Genomic DNA, 25,800 nt, shown 5'->3' on the forward strand with positions numbered 1-25,800 from the left:
AGCTTAACAAAAAAAACCTCGCTGCAGTACGCAGCGAGGTTTTCAAATGTAACCCTTTGTTACAGCCGCTAGGGCTCTATTAACCTAACAGGTCAACATCTCCACCGGTAGCGCCGTCAAAGTCAACATCAGCACCCAAACCTTTAGCCACTTCAAAGTGGAAGTCGCGCGTCGTTGCACCAGTTGACTTAGACGAAAAGCTATTTCTGAAGCCAGACATTCCAGTCGCCACCAAAAATGGTGCATTGGTAGATGCGTGAGATAAACCATTACCAAAACAACTTACCTGACAGAACACTGTGCTATCGATAAGGGCGTTTCCGTTAGAGTCCCGAGTCTTTCTTAGCTGGTCAATAAAATAGGCTGGCACTTGGAATTTTTCAGTCATCATGGCATTCCAAACACCGGCACCACCAGAGTGCGCAGCGCTGTGGCCATCATAACCGCGATAAGTCCAACCACCACCCTGGTGGTTACCAATTTGCAGAACACCCACACGCGTCAAATCACACTTAAATGCAGCCACAATAATATCAGCCTGCAGTTTAGCGTGTTCAACCATGCCATCGTTCGAAGAGTCGTCATAACCGCCAGGAATATTTGGCTTACACGCGTTTAAATCAGGCGCAGCAGCGGTAGATTGATCGGTAATACGCTGCTCGATTTTCTCAATAGCTGAAAAGTGTGCATCTAATCGATCAAGCTCGGTAGAGCTTAGCTTTTTCTTGATACTTTCTACCGCACGCTTTTGTGCTTCAAATGATTTTTTGTAAGTATCATCAGAGCCTACTTCTGGCAACGCACCAAAAAACTTACCTAACGCCTGCTGTGGATCTTCAATAGGTAAGCCTTCACCAATAATATTACCAGCACCAGCGCCACCGTCTGCCGCATTAGAGCCTAAGAACATTGTTGTGTAATAACTGCTTGGCCCTAAGATAGGCCCTAGCTTACCGTCCGCCGTAGTACCTGGGCTATAATTACCACCCAATGCTTGGCGCGCCCCGCCGTGACCAGCAACTTCCGTATCTACACCACGGAAGTTACAAATGTCCGCAACAGGCGCATACGGAGCTGATGATGAGCTCATGTTGCTAGCACTAGATGGACGCCAGTCACCGGGCGAGCCACTATGAATGTAACAATAAACAACACGCTTGGGGCTATCTTGTGCCTGCGCATAACGCGCCGTCATTACACCACCTAAAAGGCTGGAATAGCGCAACGTGCTGGACGCAACACCTGACTTTGCAACCAGATCTAAAAAACTGCGGCGCTCTTTTTGAGCACTGCGCGCTTGAGACTCAACGGCTTTCTCGCTGACCTGAGTTTTTTTAGTAAATTTCATAAAAATAACCTTTTTTTGGCTATTACAGCGCAGTGCATCACTGCGCTGTAAAACATATTATTTACGGAAGCGGAAAGCATCAGACATAACTAACGCTTTTAACACATCTCTAGGACTCTTAGAGCCTGCATAAGCTGACTCTAGCTCATCTTGAATACATGCAAGCTCTGCCTCTTGTGCATCACTAATACCGTAGTAGCCATTTTCAGATTCCTCCAAAAACTCTTTGCCTAGGGTCCAGCCTAGTGCGAAACGTGTAGATTTCTCGATCAAACACGCACCAATACCTGGTACGTCATTCTCGACAATGACACGCCCCAAGTCTTTAGCACCAAAGAAGCGTAAACCATCACCACTCTCTTTAGCGGCATCAGCTTGGGCACCCGATAATGTACCTACTACATTATAAGAGTATAAGTAGCTGCCTTGATTAACCTGAGAAATAGGAAGGTTGCTATCGCCTTCCGGCAAAGCAATGTTGTTGTCATTAAACTTCAAACCGCTTTGCACAGTATCGCCATTCACGCGCGACCGTAAGCGGCCAACATTGTCAAAGTCATCCATACCAAATAGCGGATTAATAATTGCGTTATGGCAAGAGGCGCAAGAAGAACCCGGAATATTGGTTTGGATATCATAATAATCAGCAGTAGTAATATCACCCGCCTCTACGCGTGCTTGAACCGTTTGCGCTGCAGCCTCACGCTCCGCTGAGTCTTCTAAGTTAACGGGCAACGGAATGGCCTGACATAGTACATCTTGACGGAAATGCGCCGAACGCTGTATTGGTGAGGTGTAGTCCATATGTGCGTTATAGGCCATGTAAGCACCCGAAGCAATCACGCCACCGCGCAACTGACCGGTTGTATCCACATACCTAAAATCACCGTTAGATGAACCACCACCAGTGATGCCATAAAAACTCGCCAGCGTGCTATCTAAGAACGTAAAGTCCCCTTCGTACATACTTGGGAAATCACCGTTGTAGAATACATGCTTATAGATCTCGCGAATTTCTTGCATCATTGAGCGACGAACATCGTTGGTAAATTCAGAGTCGTTACGTGTTTTACTCATCAAACCGTCAGTACGGAACCACTTGCCGGCTAAACGCTCAACATGCGCCTTACCCATATCAGAATCAATTAACGCGTCAATGTGCTGCTCGCGATCCGACTCATCAACTAGCTCTCCAGCCACTGCCGCATCTAGCAAGCTTTTTGATGGCCCAGAACCTGTTAAAGCAAAAGACAATGCCGAAGCATACTCGTAAGGATCCAAAGCATATGCAGACTGATCAGCAGCCATTAGCTTTTCAACATCGTCTTCTACTGCTTCGGCTACACCCAGTTTTCCATAAGCCAAACGGGTAATAGTGACAGATCCACCTTCAGAATGCCCTCCGGCCCTTGTCACATCGTTGAATATTCCAACCGGAGGTTCATTTGAATAAGCCTCGGTAATCGGAACGTAATAGGTCCGCTCAACGCCGACCCGCACGTCAATAACGGCGATGGGGTTTTCTGGAGCGTTATAACCTCGGCCAATACTCAACACCGGTGCCCCACCATCACTACGCGCAGTGGCGATGGCTGTGATGGCAATTAGGTCGTCTCCAGTCCAAGAGTACCCTCTGAGGTGTGTATTCTGATAAGCTTGGATCTCCACATCAGTTTCAATCTGAGGCGTGCCAGCAAAGTCAAAATCAGTACCCGGAGCAACTACTGGGTTAGCTAATAATTCAGATACTTGAGTTCCCAGCTCTGAGCGATAAAGGAAGTTAGGCGACATAAGCACAGTCGTCAACGCCCACTTCAGTCCTGAATCGACATCTGCAGCGCCAGTGAAAATATCTGTAATTTCAGCTTGCTCTTCATCTGTTAACGCACGGCGGTATGCAACATAAGCAAATTCAGTAATAAAATCTGTTGCACACGATACGGCATCATCACACGCAAAGGGTAACGCGCCTGGCGTAGACATTGCCCAGTCGGTAATTTCAGTGGCGTTATCGTAATAAGAGTTAAGACGAGTCTCGGCTAAAGCCGTAGATGAATGGTTGGGTAAGCGTGCAACCTCAACGTCCAGACCTACTTTACCGATAGATGAGTAATCGGCAGGTAATGGAGCGCCAAATAACTGCTGCAGCGAGTTGCCATATTCGTATGAAGTTAATACATGCAACGTACGCTTGCCGTAATGGATAGCGCCAGGATTAGCGCAAGAGACTGCAACTGCACTCTCGCCTTCTTTACCATCACGTAAAGACCAAATGTAAGCTGCAGTATCATTTATGCATTGCTCACCACAGTTTGAAGGCGCCATTTCGGCACCAATAAACGCTGCTAGGGCATTAATAGAACCGCCATCATATGCAGCAGACATGGCCGGCGAGCCCAAATCGTCGGGGTCAACAGAACCGATCTTTGCGCTGTCGCCAGAACCACCAAAATACCCGTCATTATCGGTATCACTATGACAAACTGCGCAGTTAGTGCCAAAAGTGGCCTTTCCTGCTATCGCATTACCGTTAAACGAAGGCTGTGATGATGCAGTAGAGCTGCTAGAACTAGAAACAGGTGCAGAACTGCTTGAAACAGTCGTTACACTACTAGAGCTTGGCTGAACATTATCAGATGACACCGTATCAGAGCTACTGGAGCCCGTACCAACAGGGCCGACGCACGCAGACAAAGCTGCTGACAGCAATCCCACAGTTACAATTTTATTCATAGTGCTTCCTCATCTTAGAGCTCCCAGAATGATTACCTAACGACAATGACAAGCGTCAATGCGCTATTAGAATTTACTCCCAGATAATAACAATAATGCTATGTCGCATCCGTGACGAAGTTGGCAAGCAGTTAGACTTATGGCAAAAATTACCCCACATACCGACAAACTGGCAGCGGTGTCACACCAAGTAAGGAGGGTTACCGCCTATCAAAAACAGCAATCCTTAACAAGAAAAACTCCACAACGCAGACTAATCAACAGCCTTAGTCACAGATTGATTGATATACCGCAAAAAACGGGAAGATAGGTATTGAATGCAAGCGAAGAATACCAAAGTAAACACCGCCCACTGCGCCGCAATCCAACCAAAGAGTACTGGCGCCCACATCATCGTAGACATCAACGATTGCTGATAATAAAAGAACCACGGGTTTCCAGGCGGGAAAACCCACTCATGCATCTGGCTAAAAGCCTTAGTCGGCCCCACAACAATCAACACAACAACAAACAACGCCATCAATATCAGCAAAGCCATGCACTGGTAAAGCACCGATGGCGGTTTTAATCGCGCCTTGTAATAATAAAACATCACCAAAAGCCAAATAACGGCCGAGATTACGAGCATCCATTCAACTTTATTGATCAGGTGCGCAACGTCATTCAGGTGTATTACCTCATCCTCGGTCAGCAATGTCTGAGTTGGGTGCCCTGGCACCTTATACACGATGGACTCCAAGCCGTTCCCATCATGGTGAACCGAGTAGCTAATTTGCTGGAACAGTTGCTCGCGCTGCTCTTTAGTCGTATCAGCAAAACCACTGCGGTAATAGTTTTGCGGGCCAAACTTCTCGATAGCATTACCTATCCCACCGACGTCATGCCACCGCCCGTAAGAAAAGTCGAGCTGATACAACACCAACCACGACAACCCAAACGCAAGAAAACAACTCGTTAGTGCAAAGGTACCTGCAGACAACAATTCTTTAATCAGCGAATTCACAACATTCCTCAACCAGGATCCAACAAAGAAAGCTAAAAACTTTTATTTTAATATGCAGTGTTTAGCGTAATCCGACGCCTCATTCATACTCCAGTCGCCCTTGGGCTTTTCGGCTAGGCTCTCACACCAGCGCTCACTCCCCACCTTAGCGCAACCAACAAGCGACAATGCACATAAAACAATCATGATTTTCTTCATAGCAACAACTCGATACATCAACACAACGAAAAATAACAAGGGCGTTATTTGTCACCAAAGCTGCACACTTCGCAAGGCACAAGTTAACACTTAGACAATTTATTAATGCTCGTGGACAATATTCAATTGAGAAACACAAAAAAGGAGGCCTAAAGCCTCCTCTTCGATCACAGCAATAGATTAACCAGCAAAACGGTTCTCAGCACGCCCCGGCACGTCGACCCGCACAGAAAAAACAGAACCCGAATCTGGGTATTGCGCCAACTCTTCGTCGGGGCGTCCGCCAACAGTCGTGATATACAAGGTTTTAAGGTCAGCACCACCAAAAGCTACCATTGTCGGGCACTTAGCTGGAATGGCGATTTCCTGCACAACCTCACCTTGCGGGCTTACACGTACCACTCGGCCGCCCTCGTACAAAGCGCTCCAGTAATAGCCTTCGCTATCTACCGAGGCACCGTCAGGGCGCCCATTACCATGGGGAAACTGATGAAACACCGAGCAGTTGCTCACTTCACCAGATTCAAGATCAAAGTCACAGCGGCTAATGGCATGGCTTGGGGTATCTGCATAATAAAAAGTTTTATTGTCTGGACTAAAAGCAATACCATTTGCCGTTAGCAAGTCCTTAATCCACTTTTTAACATCGCCGTTAGGGCTTAACGAATAAATACTTGCCCCGCCATAATCTTTCGGCGGATAAACACTACCAGTGAACAATCGCCCCCGCTCATCACAACGACCATCATTAAATCGGTTTTTATCCATCCCCTCTTCTGGGTCCGATATGAAAGTACGCTCGGTATTCCAGCCGTCAATGGTGTAAAGCCCTGTTCTCATAGCCAAAACAAAACCACCCTTCTCGCGCAGCGAAAAACAACCAATCTCCTCATCAAACTGCAAAAAAGTATCTTCGCCTGTTTTGGGGTCCAAGCGATGGAGTTGTCCAGCATTAATATCTAACCAATATAAAACCTGCTCTTTTTCATCCCAACGGGGACACTCACCTAAACTGGCTTTAATTTTAAGGGCAACTTCAACTTGACTCATAAGACTCCACTCTCATTAATGGTGCGCGACAGCACCGATAGATACAAGCCAGAACAACTGAACACCGGCTATTTAAAGGCCCGCATGATCGCACAAAGCCCGCAAGGGCGCCACAGCCTAACCAGCCAGTAGCTAACCCCGCCTCTTCCATAAAAACAAAACTTCAAGGCAAAAAAAAGCCGCTACATTAAATGTAGCGGCCCAAACTCACAGAACCTATTTCGTAGGCTTGACCCATCCCTTTGGTCAATCATCCTTGTCATCCATGGCGCACAGTTTAGCAATGCCAGTAAAAGGTAAAAGGCGAAATATTGCGCACACTTTGTAAGACATTGACTACAAACAGCCTCCAGCTCAACCAATCTCCTTTCGCACAAGCCCCTTCTTACCTAATCCTCCACTCCCAACGGTAATATATTTGAGCGATAATCCCGCAAACATCAAACACCAACCCACATTAGGAGCCATCATGAAAAAAATTGTCTTGAGCATTATTGCAGCCGGTATCTTTACTGCCCTTTATGGTTGCGGGGAAAAAGATACAACCGCAGAGCTAACAAAATCGACCACAGAAAAAACAGCAGAGACTACAGATAACATTTCAGCTGAAGATGCCAAACAAGCCGCTGCCAAAGCAAAAGAACAAGCTAAGACTGCTGCAAATGCTGCCGAGCAAAAAGCCAAAGAAGCTGCCAAAGCCACTGAGGATGCAGCGAAAGAAACAAAAGAGGGCGCATCTAAGCTACTCAACTCTTTTAAAAATTAGACTCAAGCCGTTTTATCAAAGGCGCTGCTCGACAGCGCCAACTAACCTACAACCTGAAAGCTACTCAGCACCATTCGCGTACCAACCAACAGTAAAAGCGCGACAAACAACTTATCCAATACTGCCGCTGGCATCCGCTTGCCTAGATATGCCCCCACTGGAGCCAGCAACACCGTGCAAGGCAGTATCACAATTAACGCAGGCAAATAGAACAACCCCAACGCGCCCCTCGGTATACCTTCATCCTCAGCAGAAAACACCAGCACATTCAAAGATGCCGCAAAAGCCAAAGCCAACCCCATAGCAGCAGAAGTTCCAATAGCTTTATGCGTGTCGCGCCCTAAAGACTTAAGCAGCGGAACACTTAGCGTGCCACCACCGACTCCAGCCAAAGCGGCAACACATCCGATCCCAAATACCAATGGCAGCGTCAACCGGTTTAAAAACGGGTTATGACTGTGCACATTACCGCTCGGCTTGGCTCGACGCTGGACCAATACATTCATCAACGCAACCAACCACAAAAAAACACCGAAAAAAGTAATTAATGCCGGTGTCCTGTAACGCGCCACTAGGGCACTACCGACCACTGCACCGCACAACAGCGGCAACAGCCAACGCTTTAACAGAACAAAATCTATATTTTCAAGGCGGGCATGCGCCAACGCAGAAGACAGCCCCGTCACCACAATCGCCAACAAAGAGGTCGCCACAGACATGCTCATGGCCAGCTCTGCCCCCACCCCCATGTGGGTTAAGACAAAATAAATTGCCGGCACCATAACAACGCCGCCGCCCAAACCAAACATCCCAGCCACAACCCCTGCTAGTAAAGCAGGTATAAGCAATACTCCTAAGACATCAATAAACACCATCACCTCAATGCGATTTATATTTCATACACCAATCTTCAGCTAATGAGTCACCATATCAAACAAGACCTATCAAGGCGCATTAATGGCTCAACGCTACCCAGTAATATATCCCGAATTGCTCGTGGACAATTCACCACATCTCACGTAAAATCCCGCGCCAAATCAGGCACTATTGAGCCGTTGCGTACCGTCTAAGCTGTTACTGCTGGTTAGTACTTAATTACAAGCTAACAAACAAATACTGTACGCTGATAACCAAATCCGATAAAAGCGAGGTGGAGCGCAAGTTGCACCTCGCTTTTTTGCAGCCCTAATTTTTTGCTGGCACCAGCGTATTAGCAAAATCAAGGCTGCACACACGCTTTCGTTTTAATTTATAGCGGCTAGCAATAGCCACACCTGGAGGATCTCACGTTGACAACCCGGGCCTTAACCCCTGCCATTCTCGTCTTAGCAGACGGCAGTGTTTTCCGCGGTACCGCATTTGGTGCTGAAGGCATTTCCGTTGGTGAAGTAGTATTCAATACTGCAATTACTGGCTACCAAGAAATATTAACCGACCCCTCCTATGCAGAGCAGATAGTCACCCTAACCTACCCCCACATCGGCAACGTTGGCACTAACAATGAAGATGAAGAATGCGGAAAAATCTGGGCCAAAGGCTTAGTTATTCGCGATCTACCTTTAATTGCTAGCAACTTCCGCAACCAAGCCGATCTTGATAGCTACCTTAAAAAGCACAACATTTTAGGCATAGCCGATATCGACACCCGGCGCCTTACCCGCATTTTGCGCGATAAAGGCGCGCAAAATGGCTGCATAATGACCGGTAACATTGATGAAGCTACCGCACTTGAAGCTGCGCAAAAATTTGCTGGCCTAAAGGGAATGGATTTAGCTAAAGAAGTCACCTGCCAAGAAGCCCACACATGGGACTTCGGCAGCTGGCAACTCGGTGAAGGCTTTAGCGGCCTACCCGAAGGCAAGCGTTTTAAAGTTGTCGCCTACGATTTTGGCGCCAAAGCCAATATCTTGCGCATGCTAGTAGATAGGGGCTGCGAGCTCACGGTTGTGCCCGCGCAAACACCGGCCAGCGAAGTACTTGCAATGAACCCAGACGGCGTATTTTTATCCAACGGCCCTGGCGATCCAGAGCCTTGCACCTACGCCATCGAAGCAATCAAAACTCTTTTGGATGCCAACCTCCCCATTTTTGGCATTTGCTTGGGTCACCAACTACTTGCTTTGGCCAGTGGCGCAAAAACGCAAAAAATGAAGTTTGGTCACCACGGCGCTAACCATCCTGTTCAAGTGCTTGCAACTGGCGAAGTCATGATCACCAGTCAAAACCACGGTTTCGCTGCAGATGAAGCCAGCTTGCCAGCTAACCTAAAAGCCACACACAAATCACTGTTTGACGGCTCTTTGCAGGGTATTGAGCGCACCGACAAGCCCGCATTTAGCTTCCAAGGGCACCCAGAAGCCAGCCCTGGGCCGCACGACGCCGCTGCGCTATTTGACCACTTTATTGATTTAATGAACGAAGCTAAAAACGCTTAGGCCTTTACCGTAAATAACCACCGGCAGCCAAGCCAGTGAGCGCCATTAACAGAACGATATGGCCGTTTTAAAGATAAAAGCCTTAGCATTAAAATGCGTAGCACTTAATTTTTATTTAGCAGGCGCCAGCCTCAACAATTACCGCCGGAACGAAGATACAACCATGCCAAAACGTACCGACCTCAAAAGCATATTAATCATTGGCGCAGGCCCCATTGTAATTGGCCAAGCCTGCGAATTTGACTATTCAGGCGCACAGGCCTGTAAAGCACTTCGCGAAGAAGGCTACCGCGTCATTTTGGTGAACTCTAACCCAGCCACCATCATGACCGACCCTTCCATGGCCGATGCGACCTACATCGAACCCATCACTTGGGAAACGGTAGAAAAAATTATCGAAAAAGAGCGCCCCGATGCCATTTTGCCCACCATGGGCGGCCAAACAGCACTTAACTGTGCACTGGCCCTGCATGAACATGGCGTTCTCGATAAATATAATGTTGAGCTTATAGGCGCAACCCAAGACGCCATCGACAAAGCCGAAGATCGTCAGCGCTTCGACAAGGCCATGAAGAAAATCGGCCTTGACACTGCCCGCGCACGTATTGTTCATACCATGGAAGAAGCCTTAGATGTTCCCAAGGAATTCGGCTTTCCGGTTATTATTCGCCCCTCATTTACCATGGGCGGTTCCGGCGGCGGCATTGCATACAACTGGGAAGAATTCGAAGAAATCTGTACTCGCGGATTAGACCTATCGCCAACGAACGAGCTTCTAATCGACGAAAGCTTATTGGGCTGGAAAGAGTACGAAATGGAAGTTGTTCGCGATAAAAACGACAACTGCATTATTGTCTGCTCCATCGAAAACTTCGATCCTATGGGCGTTCACACAGGCGACTCTATTACCGTTGCCCCCGCCCAAACCCTGACAGACAAAGAATACCAAATCATGCGTAATGCCTCTTTGGCAGTACTGCGTGAAATTGGCGTAGAAACCGGTGGCTCCAACGTACAGTTTTCGGTAAACCCTGAAAACGGACGCATGGTCGTGATTGAGATGAACCCTCGCGTCTCTCGCTCCTCTGCACTAGCCTCAAAAGCAACCGGTTTCCCTATTGCCAAAATCGCGGCTAAATTAGCCGTTGGTTTTACCTTAGACGAACTGCAAAACGATATTACCGGCGGCGCTACGCCGGCATCGTTCGAGCCAAGTATCGACTACGTTGTTACCAAAATTCCACGCTTCACCTTTGAAAAGTTTGGCGACGCCGATGCCCGCCTAACCACACAAATGAAGTCGGTCGGTGAAGTTATGGCTATCGGCCGCAACTTCCAAGAGTCACTACAAAAAGCCCTTCGCGGTTTAGAAGTTGGCGTTTGCGGCTTAGAGCCACGCGTTAACCTAAACGACGAAGACGCCATGCAAGAAATCCGTCAAGACTTAGCCACACCAGGCGCCCACCGCATTTGGTACGTTGGCGATGCCTTCCGTGCGGGCATGAGCGTAGAAGAAGTTTTTAATACCTCTAAAATCGACCCTTGGTTTTTGGTCCAATTAGAAGACATTATCAAGCTTGAACAAGGGCTAAGCTCCAAACCGCTCAGCGAAATCGATGCAACAGCCATGTTCCAGCTTAAGCGCAAAGGTTTCTCGGACAAGCGCTTGGGTCAATTGCTTGCCGTTAGCGAAAAAATGGTGCGCGATCACCGCCACAAGCTTGCCATTCACCCGGTATACAAGCGCGTTGATACCTGTGCGGCAGAATTCTCGACCTCAACAGCCTACATGTACTCGACGTACGACGAAGAATGCGAAGCTTCGCCCTCAAGCAACGACAAAATTATGGTACTCGGTGGCGGCCCCAACCGCATTGGTCAAGGCATTGAATTTGACTACTGCTGCGTACACGCCGCCTTAGCTGCGCGCGATGATGGCTTTGAAACCATCATGGTTAACTGCAACCCAGAAACCGTATCTACCGATTACGACACATCTGATCGCTTGTACTTCGAGCCTGTAACCCTTGAAGATGTGCTCGAGATCGTACACAAAGAAAAACCCAAAGGCGTTATCGTACAATTTGGTGGCCAAACGCCTCTTAAAATTGCACGTGCACTCGAAGCCGAAGGCGTACCCATTATTGGCACTAGCCCAGAGGCCATTGACCGCGCAGAAGACCGCGAGCGCTTTCAGCAAATGATCGAACGCTTGGGCTTAAAACAGCCCTCCAATGCCATTGTACGATCCACCGAAGAAGCCATTCGCTGCGCTGCCGGTGTTGGCTACCCATTAGTTGTTCGCCCATCTTATGTGTTAGGCGGCCGCGCAATGGAAATTGTACACAACGAACAAGAACTTAAGCGCTACATGCGCGAAGCTGTGCAAGCCAGTGATGACGCACCGGTTCTTCTTGATCACTTCCTAAATGCAGCAATCGAAGTTGATATCGATGCTGTATCCGACGGCACAGATGTGGTAATTGGCGGCATCATGCAGCATATCGAGCAATGCGGCGTTCACTCCGGCGACTCAGCATGTTCTTTACCGCCCTACTCTTTAGCTGAAGACGTACAAGACGAAATGCGCGAGCAAGTACGTAAAATGGCGCTAGAGCTAGGCGTTGTTGGCCTAATGAATGCTCAACTCGCCTACCAAGATGGTGAAATTTATATCATCGAAGTTAACCCGCGCGGCTCTCGCACCGTTCCTTTTGTGTCTAAATGCATTGGCGTATCGCTGGCTAAAATTGCAGCGCGCGTACAATGTGGCATATCACTTAAAGAACAAGGCTTCACCAAAGAAATTATCCCCAAATATTACAGCGTGAAAGAAGCGGTTTTCCCCTTTAACAAATTCCCTGCTGTAGACCCAATACTTGGGCCTGAAATGAAATCCACAGGCGAAGTCATGGGCGTTGGCGACACCTTTGCCGAAGCTTTTGCCAAAGCGCAATCCGGTGCTGGTTCCAAGATACCAACATCAGGTAAAGCCTTTGTGAGCGTACGTGACTTCGACAAAGAAGATGTTGTCATTGTCGGTAAAGAGCTTGTCGATCTTGGTTTTGAACTGGTTGCTACTCGTGGTACCGCAGCAAAATTGTCAGACGCCGGCATTAGCGTATCGGTCGTCAACAAAGTTACCGAAGGTCGCCCACACATTGTCGATATGATTAAAAACCGCGATATCGCCTTAGTGATTAATACCACCGAAGGTGAACGCGCCATTAAAGATTCCGCCGCCATACGCCGCAGCGCCGAAAATAACCGCGTTTACTACACTACAACGCTAGCAGCCGCTAACGCCCTTTGCATGGCCCTGCGCTTTGGTAAAGAACAGCAAGTGCGCCGCTTACAAGACCTACACAAGGAAATTGTCTAATGTCACTTAATAAAGTCCCCATGACAGTGCAAGGTGCCAAAGCCTTGCAAGACGAGCTCGACAACCTTAAAAAAGTGGTGCGCCCGCGCATTGTGGCCGCTATTGCCGAAGCGCGCGAGCACGGTGATTTAAAAGAAAATGCCGAATACCATGCCGCTCGCGAACAACAAGGGTTTTGCGAAGGTCGCATTCAAGATATCGAGGGCAAACTGTCGCACGCCCAAATTATTGATGTGAAGGCCTTACCTGAAACCGGTAAAGTTATTTTTGGCACCACCGTTGATATCATCAATGTAGAAACAGATCAGCAGCTAACCTACCATATTGTTGGCGAGGACGAAGCTGATATTAAAAGCGGCAAAATCTCTGTCGGCTCCCCTATCGCTAGAGCCTTAATCGGTAAAGAAGTCGGCGATGTAGCTCTGGTTAAAGCCCCCGGCGGCGACATAGAGTACGAAATCGACGCCGTACACCACATTTAAAACCGATATCCATGCCGACATATCGGCATGGATTGCCTTCTCCTTTTGCCCACATCGACAACTCTTCTATGGATCAAGCAAGCGCCAAAGCTCCTTTCTATGTAGTTTCCATGGGCAAATTTTCTGCACTCTTTATTAGCACGATGGGACTCTACCAGCTCTATTGGTTTTACAAACACTGGCAATTACTCGGGGCAGCACAAGAACGAAACACACTGCCGTTTTTACGCGCCATATTTGACATATTTTTTATTACTTTCCTTTGCAAAGAAATTGCCGAAGAAGAAAAAAAACAAGGCCAGAACTACCGCTGGAACCCGCAAGCCGTGGCACTTGGATTTATAGCAATAAATATCATCTCATTCATCATAAGGAATGCGGTTATTGAAAAGGCAATCGGTCAAAGCTGGTTGATGCTATTGCTCCCTCTATTCTTTGGTAATTACTACTACCTCTACAAAATTCAACTAGTCGCCAACCGTGTTTGCCACGACCCATTTGGCCATGCAAACAGCACCATCACACCAATCAATCATGCATGGGTCATATTTGGCATGCTAAGTTGGTCAGTCAATCTATACTTACTCGTATCCGGCCAAATATCGCTTTAAGGCCGCTGCTCGCCAGCCTATATACAGGCCATATTGGCTTTGTTAGGCTCTCGAGTAATACGAGGCTTTAATACGCCTTCTAAAACCAAGAACATAGAGGGTACCCCATGCGCTTAAAACCATTAGCTGTAATGATGGCGACAGCAGCACTATCAACCACCATATTACCGGCCCACGCTGCAGATACCGCAAGCATTGATAAAAACACAGCGGTAGGAATACTCGCTAACCAAGTTGGCTTTTTACCCACACAATTCAAAGCTGCTGTAGTACCCAATGTGGCCACCAAAGAATTTAAGCTAACCGATAGCAGCTCTGGGAAAATTGTTTACAACGGGGTTTTATCCGAGCCTAAAGTATGGACTGAGGCGCAAGAAACCGTAAAAATCGCCGACTTCAGTGGATTCAATTACCCCGGCGAATACCAATTAACCGTCGACGGCGTTAATGCACCCTTCGACGTTTCCATTCAAGCCAATATCTACCAAGATGCATTGGCCGGCGCCATTAAGTCCTACTACTTCAACCGCAATAGCTTAGCTTTAGAAGAGCGCCATGCAGGGGTATTTGAGCGACCAGCCTCACACCCAGACACCATCGTTTATGTCGAAGCGGCGGCGGCAACCCAAGAGCGCCCAGAGGGCACTATTATCAGCTCCCCTAAAGGCTGGTTCGATGCCGGTGATTACGGCAAATATATCGTCAATTCCAACATCACAACCTACACCCTGCTTCGCGCGCTTGAAAACAACCCGGAACTGTTTGCACAGCTTGAGCTAAATATTCCAGAGTCTGGCGATGCACTGCCCGACTTACTCAACGAGATTCTATGGAATTTAGATTGGATGGAAACCATGCAAGACACTGATGGCGGGCTTTACCATAAGCTTACAGCCAAGCGTTTTGAAGATTTAGCCATGCCCCACGAAGAATATAAACCCCGCTTTGTTGTACAAAAAACAACAGCCGCAACACTCGGCTTTGCCGCTGTATTTGCTCGCGCCAGCCGGATTGCCGCCAATTACAGCCAGCAATTACCGGGGCGCGCCAAGCGCTACGAACAAGCCGCATTAAAAGCATGGGCGTGGGCTAAACAAAACCCCAAAACAACATACGTTCAACCAGAAGGTTTTCAAACCGGCATGTACGGCTCAAAACCCGAAAACCTCAACGATGAATGGGCTTGGGCCGCAGCAGAAATGTTTCAGCTTACCGGCAAAAAGAAATACCTAAAAAGCTTTGAGCAACCAGAAAAGGTTCGCGCCCCCGAGTGGGGAGGCGTAGAACTACTGGCTTTAATCAGCTTGGCCGAAAACCCCAAAACCCCTAAAAAGCTCAAGCTCAGTATTAGTGAACAACTCAAAACAACAGCCGATGCTTGGATCGCGCAAACACAGCAATCCGGTTATGGCGTACCGCTATTCGGAGCAGATTTTCGCTGGGGCAGTAATGGCTTTGCAGCCAATAAAGCAATGGCATTATTCGATATCAACCGAATATCACCCAACCCCGACTATATAAAATCAGCACATGCATTGATCGACTACCTGTTTGGCAGAAACCCCAACAACGTATCGTATTTGACGGGGTATGGAGAACGAGCCGTAAAAGCACCGCACCATCGCATATCAGCTGCCGATGGCGTTGAAGCACCAGTACCAGGAATGCTAGTAGGCGGCCCGCATAGCGGATACCAAGACCAGGCCGAGTGCGAGCGCTACAACGCGCCTTACGACCCAAGTATTCCTGCAAAAGCATATAAAGACCACTGGTGCAGCTATGCCACCAACGAAATAGCCATTAACTGGAATGCAGGGCTTGTTTATATACTGGCTGAAATGAGCCGTTAATTAAGGCGATAATTGAACAAAAAAAGCCCCGCTAAAATGCGGGGCTTTTTGTATCACTCGAAGACTAAAAGCCAATAGGTTAGAACTTAACTTCTATACCCAACCCTAAAAAGCTCTCATCGTAATCCTGCTCTACACCCGCTTCGGTGGTATTAGCCAAGTACGCATTATTGGTGTAAAAACCATAGACTTTAGAGTTTTTGCTCATTTTGTAATCGGCACCAAGGCTGAAAGTCGTACCGTCCTGATCTTGAATGTCTGACTGTCCGAATTGCGCTTTTAATGCCCAGTCGTTGATTTTGTATTGCACAGAACCAAAAACACCATCAAGTTTTTCTTTATCTTGGTTTTCGTACTCTTCAGCCATTAAACCAAACTGAAAACTAGAAACATTGTACTGAAATACCGCACGCACAGTACTTGTGCTTTCCTTTTCTACATCTAAATCGTAAGCCAAGGCACCATAAAACCCGTTGCGCTCATAAGTTGCAGCAATAGACGTTGCATTCGAACGCTTGCTAGCCTCTTCAAGGCCATCGTTATCTTGCTCGCTCGCAATAATATCGGCATAAAGCGTAAAGCCAGATAAATCAGGGGTAACGTACATCAAGCTATTGCTTTTACGATTATCATTAACGGTAAAGCTATTTTTGATATCACCATAAAGGTCATTAAACAAATCGACCTTCTTTTGCGCAGTTTTTAAGGGAGTATCGAAATGGCCGGCAATCACTGTACCGAAGTTACCCTTAACGCCGACATAGATATTGCGCTGACTAAAGACTTTACCGTCTTTGGCGTCACCATCATCAAAGGCCACTTCAAACTCAGCCTTGTAAATGGCTTCTAAGTTGTCGCTAATCGTTTCGCTGCCCTTAATGCCAATGCGCGATGCGTTACTCGCAACATCCAATTTCGACTCATCACGTTCAATCGATTCATCTTCGAAATTCGTGCTGGCATAAGAAACATTCGCTTTACCGTATAGCGTTGGTGCCGCGGTAGCCGCAACGGGAGTACACAAAGCTAATGCAATAGCAGCAGAAAGTTGTTTTTTCACGGTTTTCTCCTAAAAGGAAGATGGTTTTTAAAATTAAAAATTGCTAAAAACGCGCTGCAGTATAGATCACAGCACACTTAACTAACATATTAAAAACGTTGCCCAATGCATACATTTCAAATTTGTGGCAACTATATGTCTGAAATATGACACTTTAATTACAAAGCTCTAATTTTTAACTCTACTGGGAAATAACCTCTGCCCAAAGCGCATTTAAACGCTTGCCCGATACCGGCGCTGATGTTTTAAGGGTTTGCGCAAATAGCGAAACCCTGAATTCCTCGATCATATACCGGTACTCTTGCCACAGCAGGCTTTGTGCATAGGCATTTTTGCCCTGCTTAACTAATAGATCTTCGTGCTTTTGCCAGGCGCTTTTTACATCTTGCATGGCCACTTTATCTTTTTGCGGGTTTTGGGGTGCTTTTTGTAGCCGCACCTCAATGGCATTGAGATAACGGCTATAGTAATCCAACCACTTTAGTGGCGTCGCCATGAAAAAACCTTTAAAAAACAAGCCATTAAGCTGCTCTTTAATATCCGAAAAGGCAAAGGCAAGCAAAAGCGCGTTTTTATTCGCCTTCATCGATTTATTAATAGACACCAGTTGCGCCAACCAGCCCAACAATTGCTTTTCCAGTGTTTGTGCTCGCGCAGTCAGGCCATTTTCACCGCCTGCTACAGCATCGCTAAAGGCCTTTTGTGTTCGCGGCAGGCTTTCGTTCACAGCACACACATCCAATACCGCCGCCATCAGTAAGTCATCAACAACATCGGCTCGGCTTCCAAGTGATAACACCGACAGACCAATATCTTTATTTTTGAGCAACTCTTTGCGCAAGTACTTAACCGTTTTAGGCATCGCCAACAGCAACAGTCGCGCAACGCCATAACGACTTAGTTCGTGGGCATCCACGGGGTTATCCAATACCCGCAAGTCAACGGCGCCACCCACATCACATAGCGCCGGAAACGCCTGCACTTTAATAGCCCCTTTTTGCAAGGCACACTCTTCAGGAAAGCCACCAAAATCCCAAGCCGTTAATTGCTCACGCTCAAAGTCGCTACCGGCTTGCTGCAAACTTTGTTGCACATGGTCACGATAACGCTCCCTTAAGACACTCAGATGACGGTGCCTGTCAATAACACTCCCTTTATCATCTAGAACGCGAATATTCATTCGATAAAAGTCATCCAATACCACTTCACCGTATACCGCTTTGGGAATTTCTACCCCCGACAAATGCAGTAAAGCTGTGGCAAGCGCATCCATTAGTCCGCCGTTACCAGGCTTCATCCTTGCCAGCGCTTTATCGACATACTCGGGAACAGGAACAAACTGTTTACGCCACTGCTTAGGCAACCCTTTAACTAACGCGATGCATTTTTCGCGCAATAGCCCCAGCACCAGCCACTCAAGCGGCTCTTCAGACAGGCTATGCAAAACACTGGCAGGCACACCAATACTTACACCATCATCTTGTTGACCGGGGTCGAAATGATAAAACAGTGGGTAGGTTGCGCCGTTAACTGCAAAACTATTAGGAAAGGCATTTTCAGAGACATGCTCAGCCCCATGCTGCATCAACAAGCTCTTGGGTATATGCAGCAAGCTGGCATTGTCTCGCTCGGCAGTTTTACGCCAGTGCTCAAAGCTATTTAGCGTCGAGATCTCTTCGGGAACTCTTTCATCGTAAAAAGTAAACAAAACCTCGTCATCAACTAGAATATCGCGGCGGCGAGACTTAGCCTCTAGCTCACAAATATTTTTAATGGTTTTTTGATTGAGGGCAAAAAACTTTCCTAAATCGCGCCTTCGGTGCTGGCCGTACTTACCCTCTACTAGCGCTTCGCGAATAAAAATGCGGCGCGCATCGTTAGCATCAATTTTGCTGTAGTCCGTGCGTAATTTATCGGCCACCGTTAAACCAAATAACGTGACTTTATCGTACGCGAGAACCTGCCCGCTTTTTAGCGAATAATGGGGTTGGTAATAATGATGATTCAATAAATGCGGCAAACTTTTGCGCAGCCAATTGGGGTCAATTTTGGCGTTGGTGTGTGCAAAAACTTTTGTCGTCTCTAGGTAATTCCCGCTAACCATCCAACGCGGCATTTTTTTATACTGCGAAGAACCAGGGAAAACCGTCGCTTTTCGGTTACGCGCGACAATATATTCACGCTCACGACTTTCTTCATTTTTAATCGCTATATTATCAAACAAGCCAAACAACAGCGCTTGGTGAACCGCCTCATAATTTAGGCAAACTTTAGCCTGCGTTGCATGAACATCTTTGTTTTCCGGCAAGACCTCACTAGCTATAGGCTCTGGCTCCGCACTACTAGCCTTTGCTTTAAGGGGTAAACCAGCTTGTTTACAGGCGTTTAATAACTGGTGATGCAGCTCCCGCCACTCGCGCAAGCGCAAATAAGATAAAAATTCTTTACTACACAACTTTCGCCAGTGGTTTTGAGAAAGCGCTTGTCGTTGTTCCTCTGCGTAATTCCATAAATTAAGGTAGGCGACAAAATCAGAATCGGCATCTTTAAAACGCCGATGCTTTTCGTCGGCAGCTTGCTGTTTATCGTGTGGGCGCTCTCTTGGGTCCTGAATCGTAATACCGGCAACAATAATCAATAACTCTTGCAAGCACCCTAATTCAGACGCCGCAATTAAAATACGAGAAAAACGAGGCTCCAGCGGCAAAGCCAGCATTTTTCGTCCAGCAGGCAACAAACGTCGCTTATCATCAAGCGCTTGCAACTGCACCAGCTCTTTAAAGGCGTCGCTAATAGCCCTTTTTTCTGGTGGCTCGATAAACGGAAAGTCTCGAATATCCCCCACATTTAATTGCTGCATTTGCAATACCACTGCAGCCAAACTCGTACGCAGGATTTCTGGGTCGGTAAATGCTGGGCGCGCAAGAAAGTCTTCTTCGCTATACAAACGAATACAAGTGCCGTGACTAATTCGCCCACAACGCCCCGCACGCTGATTCGCAGACGCCTGCGAAACAGCTTCTATGGGCAAGCGTTGAATTCGGCTTTTGGCGCTGTAGCGGCTAATACGTGCAGTACCAGGGTCAATCACATAACCAATACCTGGCACCGTGATGGATGTTTCTGCAACGTTTGTCGCTAAGACGACGCGCCGCCCTTTGTGAGGCTGAAAAGCTTTATTTTGCTCGGCAAGGCTTAAGCGGGCATAAAAAGGCAGAACCTCCAGCATAGGGAAGTTAGCGCGCCGGATGGCGAGCGCGGTTTCTCGGATTTCTCTTTCACCCGGTAAAAAAACCAGCACATCGCCCACCGGCCCTTTAGGCAACGTTAATATTTCCTCTAAGGCCTCAACAATGCCTTGCGCTTGGTCTTCCAGTTCACCGTGCCAAGGGCGATAAATAATATCGACCGGGTATGTGCGGCCAGAAACCGAAATAATAGGCGCGCCATTAAAATGCTGCGAAAAGCGCTCTACATCAATAGTGGCAGAAGTGATAATCACTTTGAGATCAGGCCGTTTCGGTAGAATTTGCCGAATATAACCCAGCAGAAAATCAATATTTAAACTGCGCTCGTGCGCCTCATCAATAATCAGCGTATCGTATTTTTCTAATAAGGGATCGTGCTGAATTTCCGCCAACAAAATGCCGTCGGTCATCAGCTTTATTAAACTTAGCGGCGAGCTAGTATCATTGAATCGAACCTGATACCCCACCGCCGTGCCCAATTCCGTTTTTAACTCCTCGGCAATGCGGCTAGCGACTGTGCGCGCAGCAATACGGCGCGGCTGAGTATGGCCGATCAAACCCTTCACACCCCGCCCTAGCGTTAAGCAAATTTTAGGGATTTGCGTTGTTTTCCCCGAGCCAGTTTCGCCCGCAATCACCACCACTTGATGCTGGCTAATCGCTTCGGCTATTTCATCGCGCCGCAGCGATACCGGCAATTGATCATCAAAGCTAATCGCCGGCACGGCAGCGGCGCGCTCAATAAGCTGAGCTTGCGATGCAGCAATTTGCTGTATGAGTTTCACCCGTCCTTGCTCACTCGGTTTACCTTGTTTTTCGAGTTTTTCAATGCGATACCAAGCATTGCGCAAACGGCGCTTATCGGCCTGTGAACATGTCTCGAGTTGTGCCCAAAAAGAGGCTCTATCGGTAAGTAAAATAGCTGCTTGTGACGTCATAAAGAAACACTAAAAGACAAAAGCGCAGCATTATACGCCAACTTCGCAAACAGCCGAGATATCCGGCAAAAACTGCGCTAATCTAACCCCTAATAAGGCGCAATTGCGCCTTAAACGTGGCAAATGTATAGCGAGTATTAGGGCTGATTGAGTGATACAGGAAGCAAAATAAGAAGGTATCACCCACTCAAATTACGATAAAGAATTTAGCCATCACCGCCTTACATTGTAACCACGCAGCAACAAACACCGCTAAGTACAGACGAAAGATAACCCCCTAGCATCGAAGCCACGCTTCGTTAATGATTAAGGACAGGCGCTAAGCATTATGAAATCACAACTACGCATTGAAAAAGCCGCAAATAACTATTTATTAGCCAGTGTTGCAACAAACAGTGCAGATGTACCCAATTACATTACTAGCCCACAAGGCAAGCCATTAAAGTTTTTGAGCATTGCACATATAAAGGAGTTTTTTGAAGGGCAAAGGATCGACGAAGTATTAGTTGTCGACGATGCGGGTAATTCACAAGCCGTGGAATACTGGTAGCGCTACCCGGCCAGCACCTAAATCACCACTTAAATACCCACCTATAAAAAAGCCGGTTAAAGTCAACTTTAACCGGCTTTTTTATAGGTGATTAGATCTACTTATGCATCTTCGGCATACATAGATTCCATACTAAATGCCAAGCCACTTACATCAAGGCCCGTGCATTTCAATAAATGCTCTAGAACATTGGCTGTCTTAAGTTCACCAGTATGATGGCGCACCAAGGCATCTTCTAAACGGTTAAGGTAGGCGGCAATCTCATTCAACTGGTCCTGATTAATTGCGGCCTCCTCCTTTCTTGCTGCAACCAAGGTCCCCACAACATTACGACGCAAGTCGCTATCACATAAATCTAAGAAGATTTCACCATAATCAGAACTTTTAGAATCGGTCATTTTGTACACCACCATGAATAAATGTTATCAGCACTCAAGCATTACGCCCGCAGCACCCTTACCAACATCAGCCAAATTAGATCGCTAGTTATTCACCAACTCACTAACGCTGCAAAACGAATATCAACGAAAAGTGACTATATCACCGACGCACAAAAGTGGGGGCAACATGCCTGAAAAAAGTGCCTAAAAAACGTGAAAACATCAAAATCACCACCAAAAACGCACCACTTAAAAACACAAAAAACCTAAATTGCACCACATGAAAACACCGCAAGCCTTTTAGATTACAAAGCCGCCAGCCTGGTCGATAAAACAGCAAAGGCAAGCGCACGCAGAAAGCCCTTCTTTTTAGGTTAGACTACGCACAAAGCAGCAACCACACAGCATTACCCCCTATGGATAACAACGAAACACGAATTGCCCCGCTTAAGCCGCCCACAAGCGCCGAGACCGAGCTGGATAACAGCACAATTATCCAGCCATTGTCATCTCAGCAGGCCGCAAGCAAAGGCGCACCAGCGAATACAGTTATCTCCCCCGTGGAGGATAAAGCTTCTCTCAACACGCCAACAGCAACGCCATCAGGGCTCGGTATTATTAAAGGCCGGTTCGAACTGGTAAAAAGCATCGGCTCTGGCGGCATGGGAGATGTTTTTCTCGCTCGCGACTTAGTACGCGTAGAAATGGACGACAACCAACCACTGGTTGCCATTAAAGTACTTAAAGGCAACTTCAGCGCCATGCGCGAGGCCGCCCAAGCCTTACAGCGCGAAGCCAAAAAAGCACAGCTGCTTTCACACCCGAATATTGTGACGGTATACGACTTTGACCGAGATAACGACTTAGTCTTTATCACCATGGAGTACTTAGAAGGCGAATCGCTGGAGGATTACCTCAGCAATAATAGCTGCATGCCGCCAGAACAAGCCCTTAAAACCATCGAGCTCGCTGCCGAAGGCCTTGCTTACGCCCATAAAAAAGGCTACGTACACGCCGACATTAAACCGGCCAACATATTCTTAACCAAAGATGGCGGCGTAAAAATATTGGACTTTGGTATCGCGCAAGCGGTGCGCTCAACCAACGAAGAAGAGCTGTCTGCTGGCGAATCTTGGACCAAGTATGCACTTACACCCTCTTACGCCAGCCCAGAAATGATTGCCCACCAAGACCTGCACACCAACGACGATATCTACGGCCTTGGCATCGTACTGCACGAGCTACTCACCGGCAGCCACCCTTTTTTGGATGCCGACGGCAAAGCCATACCTGCGGATAAAGCCGCTGAACAAGGTTTAACGCTCGCGCCACTCAAAAGTATTTCGCGCCGCGCCAATCAGGCATTAATTCAATCACTGGCTTTTGAAGGCAAGCATCGCCATCAAGATGCAGGTGAACTGATTAAAGCGATGCATCCACCTAGTAAGCTCAAGGGTGCACTTTTTGCCAGCCTAGCGCTCGCCATAATATCGATTGCTGCCGCCGTGTTTTTGCAAACCCACGAGCCACCACCGCCGACACTGGCCGACCTACCCGCCACACTGGAAAAAACACGTGCCTTTATTACAGAGGCCGACGATCTATTAGCCACCGGTGAAATAGGCATGGCGCACCGCTTATATGCCCAAGGTAAAAATGCACTCGACAAAACCGATAACATCAACCCCAAAGACCTTCAAGCCGCACTTTACGTATTGCGTGAACGCCAAAGCGATGTGATTGCTGCACTACAACTGCGCCTAGACGACAAAACCCTCTCACGCTTTCAACTTAAAGAAATTCAACTCGCCCTTGAGTACCTATACAATGACGAGCTTACCGAAGATAAAGAACAAGTTGCGCAAACCATTGCACAACTCAAGCAGCGTTTAAACCGCGAGGATAGCCAATAATGACAACGCTAAAATTAATGCTAGCCGGCAGCCTAACAGCAGCACTTTGTGCCTGTGGCAGCGGCAATGTAAAAGACATTAATACCACGGCCACCGAAGGCTTTAAAAATAAGGAAGACCTTTACGTTGTCGACTGCAAACTACCTGGGCAAATGATGCGCCTAGGTAACATGCAGTATTTGGCACCACGCCGTGCAACGCGCACCACCGCGGTTGATTGCCGTATTCGCGGTGGCGAATACGTAGAATACGACCGCGCCGATTACCGCTCTGCTCTAGGTGTTTGGCTACCACCCGCGCAAGAAGGCGACGCCGAAGCACAAAACTACGTCGGCGAGATTTACGAAAAAGGCATTGGCGGCTCACCCGATTACCAGCAAGCTGCCCAGTGGTACAAAAAAGCCGCCGACCAAGGCAATAGCCGCGCGCAGCTGAATTTAGGCTACTTTTACGAAAAAGGCTTGGGCGTAGAAGCCAATATGCCACTTGCCTTAAATTACTATCGCCAAGCTTCGGGCATTAGTGACGACAACCTAGTTTTAAGCTCGCAAGCCAAAGCCGAACTCGACAAAACCAAAAAAGCGCTAACCAAAGCGCTGCAGCAGTCCAAAATTCAAAGCCAACTATTAGCGACACAAATAAAGCAGCTTAAAGAAGAGCGCGAACAACTGCCCGACCCAGAGCAAATGGAAGCCCTGCAAGAGCTCCACAAAAATACGCTAGCCGAAAAGGCAAACCTGGAAGCCGAACTAGATTCACTAAAACTGGTGTACCGCGGCTTTGAAAAAACCGATCAAACCGTATCAGAGTCCACCCTCACCGCCGCCGAAAGCCGTAAAGTTAAAAACATGGATTTCGGTCGTTACTATGCACTCATTATTGGTAATCAGGACTACCTTTACCTAGACGACCTTCGCTCGCCGATTCGCGATGCTGAACGTCTAAAAAGCGTACTCGAAAACAAATACGGCTTCACCACCCTATTACTCCAAGATGCTAGCGAAAAAGCGATCTTGAACACCATTAATAATTTCTACAGCCAAATCACCAAAGACGACAACCTGCTGATTTTTTATGCCGGCCACGGCGAAACCTCTACCGCCAGCACCAGCCAAAAACAACGCGGTTATTGGCTACCCATCGACGCGCAAGACCAAAACATTAGCAGCTGGATTAACAACGCCGTCATTAGTGACCACCTCGACCGCATAAAAGCGCGTTCTATCTTAGTGCTGGCCGACTCCTGTTATGCCGGCGGTTTAGGTGCAGAGCAAAGCTCGCTACTGTTTGGCTTAGGCGGCAGCAACTTTAACGAAGCAGTCATTAAATCGGGCTTATCCAAGCGCGCCCGCGTTGTAATATCATCCGGCGGTAACAAGCCAGTACTCGATGGCACCAGCCAACACAATTCCATTTTTACCAAGGCTTTAATCGATGCACTTGAAGGTAACGACACACTCCTAAAAGACAGCGACTTATTTTCACACTTAGCCATTAACGTAAGCGATGTAAGCGCGAAGCTCAAAATGCCGCAAACACCCGAAATGCGCCCAATCCGCGAAGCTGGGCACGAAGGCGGCACCTTTTACTTCTTGCCACAAAAAAGCACGCTTTAGCACGATAAATTCAAAGGGTATGGCGCCGCTCACAAACCATGCCCTTTGAATCACGCTGTGGGTCTTCCCTCTATCGCTCCATCGCGATAGAATCCGTTTGCTTGCACTTAGGCTCAAGACCTAAACAATGCACCAAACAATGCATACCGCTAAAACGCTAATGGATAAGTTGCTTAGCAGGTAAAGTTACACTCAAGTGTGCAGCAACTACGCTGGCACTACCATTGAAGGTAAAAG

18 protein-coding genes are annotated in these 25,800 nt (G+C 47.6%); 9 read left to right on the plus strand and 9 right to left on the minus strand.

The annotated features are described in order from the left end of the window. Nucleotides 1–79: 79 nt before the first annotated feature. The 5 genes from MARGE09_RS19180 to MARGE09_RS19200 form a co-directional block, all read right to left on the minus strand. Nucleotides 80–1,348 (minus strand): DUF1552 domain-containing protein, encoded by a 1,269-nt coding sequence (locus MARGE09_RS19180; RefSeq protein WP_236984753.1) that lies wholly within the window; start codon nt 1,346–1,348, stop codon nt 80–82. A 57-nt stretch (nt 1,349–1,405) separates the two neighbouring features. Next, nucleotides 1,406–4,081, minus strand: a complete 2,676-nt coding sequence (locus MARGE09_RS19185) for a DUF1592 domain-containing protein (protein WP_236984754.1) — start codon at nt 4,079–4,081, stop codon at nt 1,406–1,408. Between the two features lie 253 nt (nt 4,082–4,334). Then, entirely contained in the window at nt 4,335–5,084 is a 750-nt protein-coding gene (locus tag MARGE09_RS19190) for a lipoprotein intramolecular transacylase Lit (protein WP_236984755.1), read from the minus strand. 42 nt (nt 5,085–5,126) lie between these two features. Then, nucleotides 5,127–5,270 (minus strand): DUF3012 domain-containing protein, encoded by a 144-nt coding sequence (locus tag MARGE09_RS19195; protein WP_236984756.1) that lies wholly within the window; start codon nt 5,268–5,270, stop codon nt 5,127–5,129. A 192-nt stretch (nt 5,271–5,462) separates the two neighbouring features. Continuing rightward, nucleotides 5,463–6,332 (minus strand): SMP-30/gluconolactonase/LRE family protein, encoded by an 870-nt coding sequence (locus MARGE09_RS19200; protein WP_236984757.1) that lies wholly within the window; start codon nt 6,330–6,332, stop codon nt 5,463–5,465. Nucleotides 6,333–6,801: 469 nt separating this feature from the next. Here MARGE09_RS19200 and MARGE09_RS19205 point away from each other — a divergent pair, with 469 nt between their 5' ends. Next, nucleotides 6,802–7,098, plus strand: coding sequence for a hypothetical protein (locus tag MARGE09_RS19205; protein ID WP_236984758.1), 297 nt, complete (start codon nt 6,802–6,804; stop codon nt 7,096–7,098). A 41-nt stretch (nt 7,099–7,139) separates the two neighbouring features. Here the strand turns inward: MARGE09_RS19205 and MARGE09_RS19210 are convergent, their stop codons facing one another. Further along, nucleotides 7,140–7,973 carry a sulfite exporter TauE/SafE family protein gene (locus MARGE09_RS19210; protein WP_255711739.1) on the minus strand — a complete coding sequence of 278 codons (834 nt, stop codon included), beginning with the start codon at nt 7,971–7,973 and terminating at the stop codon, nt 7,140–7,142. 414 nt (nt 7,974–8,387) lie between these two features. On the opposite strand from MARGE09_RS19210, the gene carA reads away from it, so the two are divergent. The 5 genes from carA to MARGE09_RS19235 all read left to right on the plus strand — a co-directional run bounded on the left by carA (nt 8,388) and on the right by MARGE09_RS19235 (nt 15,858). Further along, nucleotides 8,388–9,533 (plus strand): glutamine-hydrolyzing carbamoyl-phosphate synthase small subunit, encoded by a 1,146-nt coding sequence (gene carA, locus MARGE09_RS19215; protein WP_236984759.1) that lies wholly within the window; start codon nt 8,388–8,390, stop codon nt 9,531–9,533. 163 nt (nt 9,534–9,696) lie between these two features. Continuing rightward, nucleotides 9,697–12,915 carry a carbamoyl-phosphate synthase large subunit gene (gene carB, locus MARGE09_RS19220; RefSeq protein WP_236984760.1) on the plus strand — a complete coding sequence of 1,073 codons (3,219 nt, stop codon included), beginning with the start codon at nt 9,697–9,699 and terminating at the stop codon, nt 12,913–12,915. Beyond that, nucleotides 12,915–13,397: a transcription elongation factor GreA gene (gene greA, locus MARGE09_RS19225; protein WP_236984761.1), complete on the plus strand. Its 483-nt coding sequence runs from the start codon at nt 12,915–12,917 to the stop codon at nt 13,395–13,397. Before carB ends, greA begins: the two co-directional genes overlap by 1 nt. A gap of 11 nt (nt 13,398–13,408) precedes the next feature. After that, the gene (locus tag MARGE09_RS19230) at nt 13,409–14,008 is read left to right on the plus strand and encodes a hypothetical protein (RefSeq protein ID WP_236984762.1); all 600 of its coding nucleotides are present in this window, start codon (nt 13,409–13,411) and stop codon (nt 14,006–14,008) included. Between the two features lie 107 nt (nt 14,009–14,115). Then, the gene (locus MARGE09_RS19235; protein ID WP_236984763.1) at nt 14,116–15,858 is read left to right on the plus strand and encodes a glycoside hydrolase family 9 protein; all 1,743 of its coding nucleotides are present in this window, start codon (nt 14,116–14,118) and stop codon (nt 15,856–15,858) included. 79 nt (nt 15,859–15,937) lie between these two features. On the opposite strand, the gene MARGE09_RS19240 is transcribed toward MARGE09_RS19235, so the two are convergent. Next, a complete protein-coding gene (locus MARGE09_RS19240) occupies nt 15,938–16,918 on the minus strand; it encodes a porin (RefSeq protein WP_236984764.1) in 981 nt (326 codons plus the stop codon). A 181-nt stretch (nt 16,919–17,099) separates the two neighbouring features. Then, complete coding sequence (gene hrpA / locus MARGE09_RS19245) at nt 17,100–21,104, minus strand: ATP-dependent RNA helicase HrpA (protein WP_236984765.1); 4,005 nt, start codon at nt 21,102–21,104, stop codon at nt 17,100–17,102. A gap of 328 nt (nt 21,105–21,432) precedes the next feature. On the opposite strand from hrpA, the gene MARGE09_RS19250 reads away from it, so the two are divergent. Continuing rightward, on the plus strand, nt 21,433–21,654 hold the full coding sequence (locus tag MARGE09_RS19250) for a hypothetical protein (protein WP_236984766.1): 222 nt from the start codon (nt 21,433–21,435) through the stop codon (nt 21,652–21,654). Between the two features lie 101 nt (nt 21,655–21,755). On the opposite strand, the gene MARGE09_RS19255 is transcribed toward MARGE09_RS19250, so the two are convergent. Next, entirely contained in the window at nt 21,756–22,052 is a 297-nt protein-coding gene (locus MARGE09_RS19255; protein WP_236984767.1) for a hypothetical protein, read from the minus strand. Nucleotides 22,053–22,450: 398 nt separating this feature from the next. Between MARGE09_RS19255 and MARGE09_RS19260 the strand changes: the two genes are divergently transcribed. Beyond that, nucleotides 22,451–23,947 (plus strand): serine/threonine-protein kinase, encoded by a 1,497-nt coding sequence (locus MARGE09_RS19260; protein ID WP_236984768.1) that lies wholly within the window; start codon nt 22,451–22,453, stop codon nt 23,945–23,947. After that, a complete protein-coding gene (locus MARGE09_RS19265) occupies nt 23,947–25,563 on the plus strand; it encodes a caspase family protein (protein WP_236984769.1) in 1,617 nt (538 codons plus the stop codon). The genes MARGE09_RS19260 and MARGE09_RS19265 overlap by 1 nt, the downstream gene beginning before the upstream one ends. The last annotated feature ends 237 nt before the right edge of the window (nt 25,564–25,800 follow it).

Source organism: Marinagarivorans cellulosilyticus, assembly GCF_021655555.1.
In the GTDB taxonomy this organism is placed as follows: Bacteria; Pseudomonadota; Gammaproteobacteria; order Pseudomonadales; family Cellvibrionaceae; genus Marinagarivorans; species Marinagarivorans cellulosilyticus.

Excerpts from the sequence above, each read along its gene's own strand:
- MARGE09_RS19180 (WP_236984753.1), bottom strand. The coding sequence starts at position 1,348 with ATGAAATTTACTAAAAAAACTCAGGTCAGCGAGAAAGCCGTTGAGTCT.
- MARGE09_RS19185 (WP_236984754.1), bottom strand. The coding sequence starts at position 4,081 with ATGAATAAAATTGTAACTGTGGGATTGCTGTCAGCAGCTTTGTCTGCG.
- MARGE09_RS19195 (WP_236984756.1), bottom strand. The coding sequence starts at position 5,270 with ATGATTGTTTTATGTGCATTGTCGCTTGTTGGTTGCGCTAAGGTGGGG.
- MARGE09_RS19200 (WP_236984757.1), bottom strand. The coding sequence starts at position 6,332 with ATGAGTCAAGTTGAAGTTGCCCTTAAAATTAAAGCCAGTTTAGGTGAG.
- MARGE09_RS19205 (WP_236984758.1), top strand. The coding sequence starts at position 6,802 with ATGAAAAAAATTGTCTTGAGCATTATTGCAGCCGGTATCTTTACTGCC.
- MARGE09_RS19210 (WP_255711739.1), bottom strand. The coding sequence starts at position 7,973 with ATGGTGTTTATTGATGTCTTAGGAGTATTGCTTATACCTGCTTTACTA.
- carB (WP_236984760.1), top strand. The coding sequence starts at position 9,697 with ATGCCAAAACGTACCGACCTCAAAAGCATATTAATCATTGGCGCAGGC.
- greA (WP_236984761.1), top strand. The coding sequence starts at position 12,915 with ATGTCACTTAATAAAGTCCCCATGACAGTGCAAGGTGCCAAAGCCTTG.
- MARGE09_RS19230 (WP_236984762.1), top strand. The coding sequence starts at position 13,409 with ATGCCGACATATCGGCATGGATTGCCTTCTCCTTTTGCCCACATCGAC.
- MARGE09_RS19235 (WP_236984763.1), top strand. The coding sequence starts at position 14,116 with ATGCGCTTAAAACCATTAGCTGTAATGATGGCGACAGCAGCACTATCA.
- hrpA (WP_236984765.1), bottom strand. The coding sequence starts at position 21,104 with ATGACGTCACAAGCAGCTATTTTACTTACCGATAGAGCCTCTTTTTGG.
- MARGE09_RS19250 (WP_236984766.1), top strand. The coding sequence starts at position 21,433 with ATGAAATCACAACTACGCATTGAAAAAGCCGCAAATAACTATTTATTA.
- MARGE09_RS19255 (WP_236984767.1), bottom strand. The coding sequence starts at position 22,052 with ATGACCGATTCTAAAAGTTCTGATTATGGTGAAATCTTCTTAGATTTA.
- MARGE09_RS19260 (WP_236984768.1), top strand. The coding sequence starts at position 22,451 with ATGGATAACAACGAAACACGAATTGCCCCGCTTAAGCCGCCCACAAGC.
- MARGE09_RS19265 (WP_236984769.1), top strand. The coding sequence starts at position 23,947 with ATGACAACGCTAAAATTAATGCTAGCCGGCAGCCTAACAGCAGCACTT.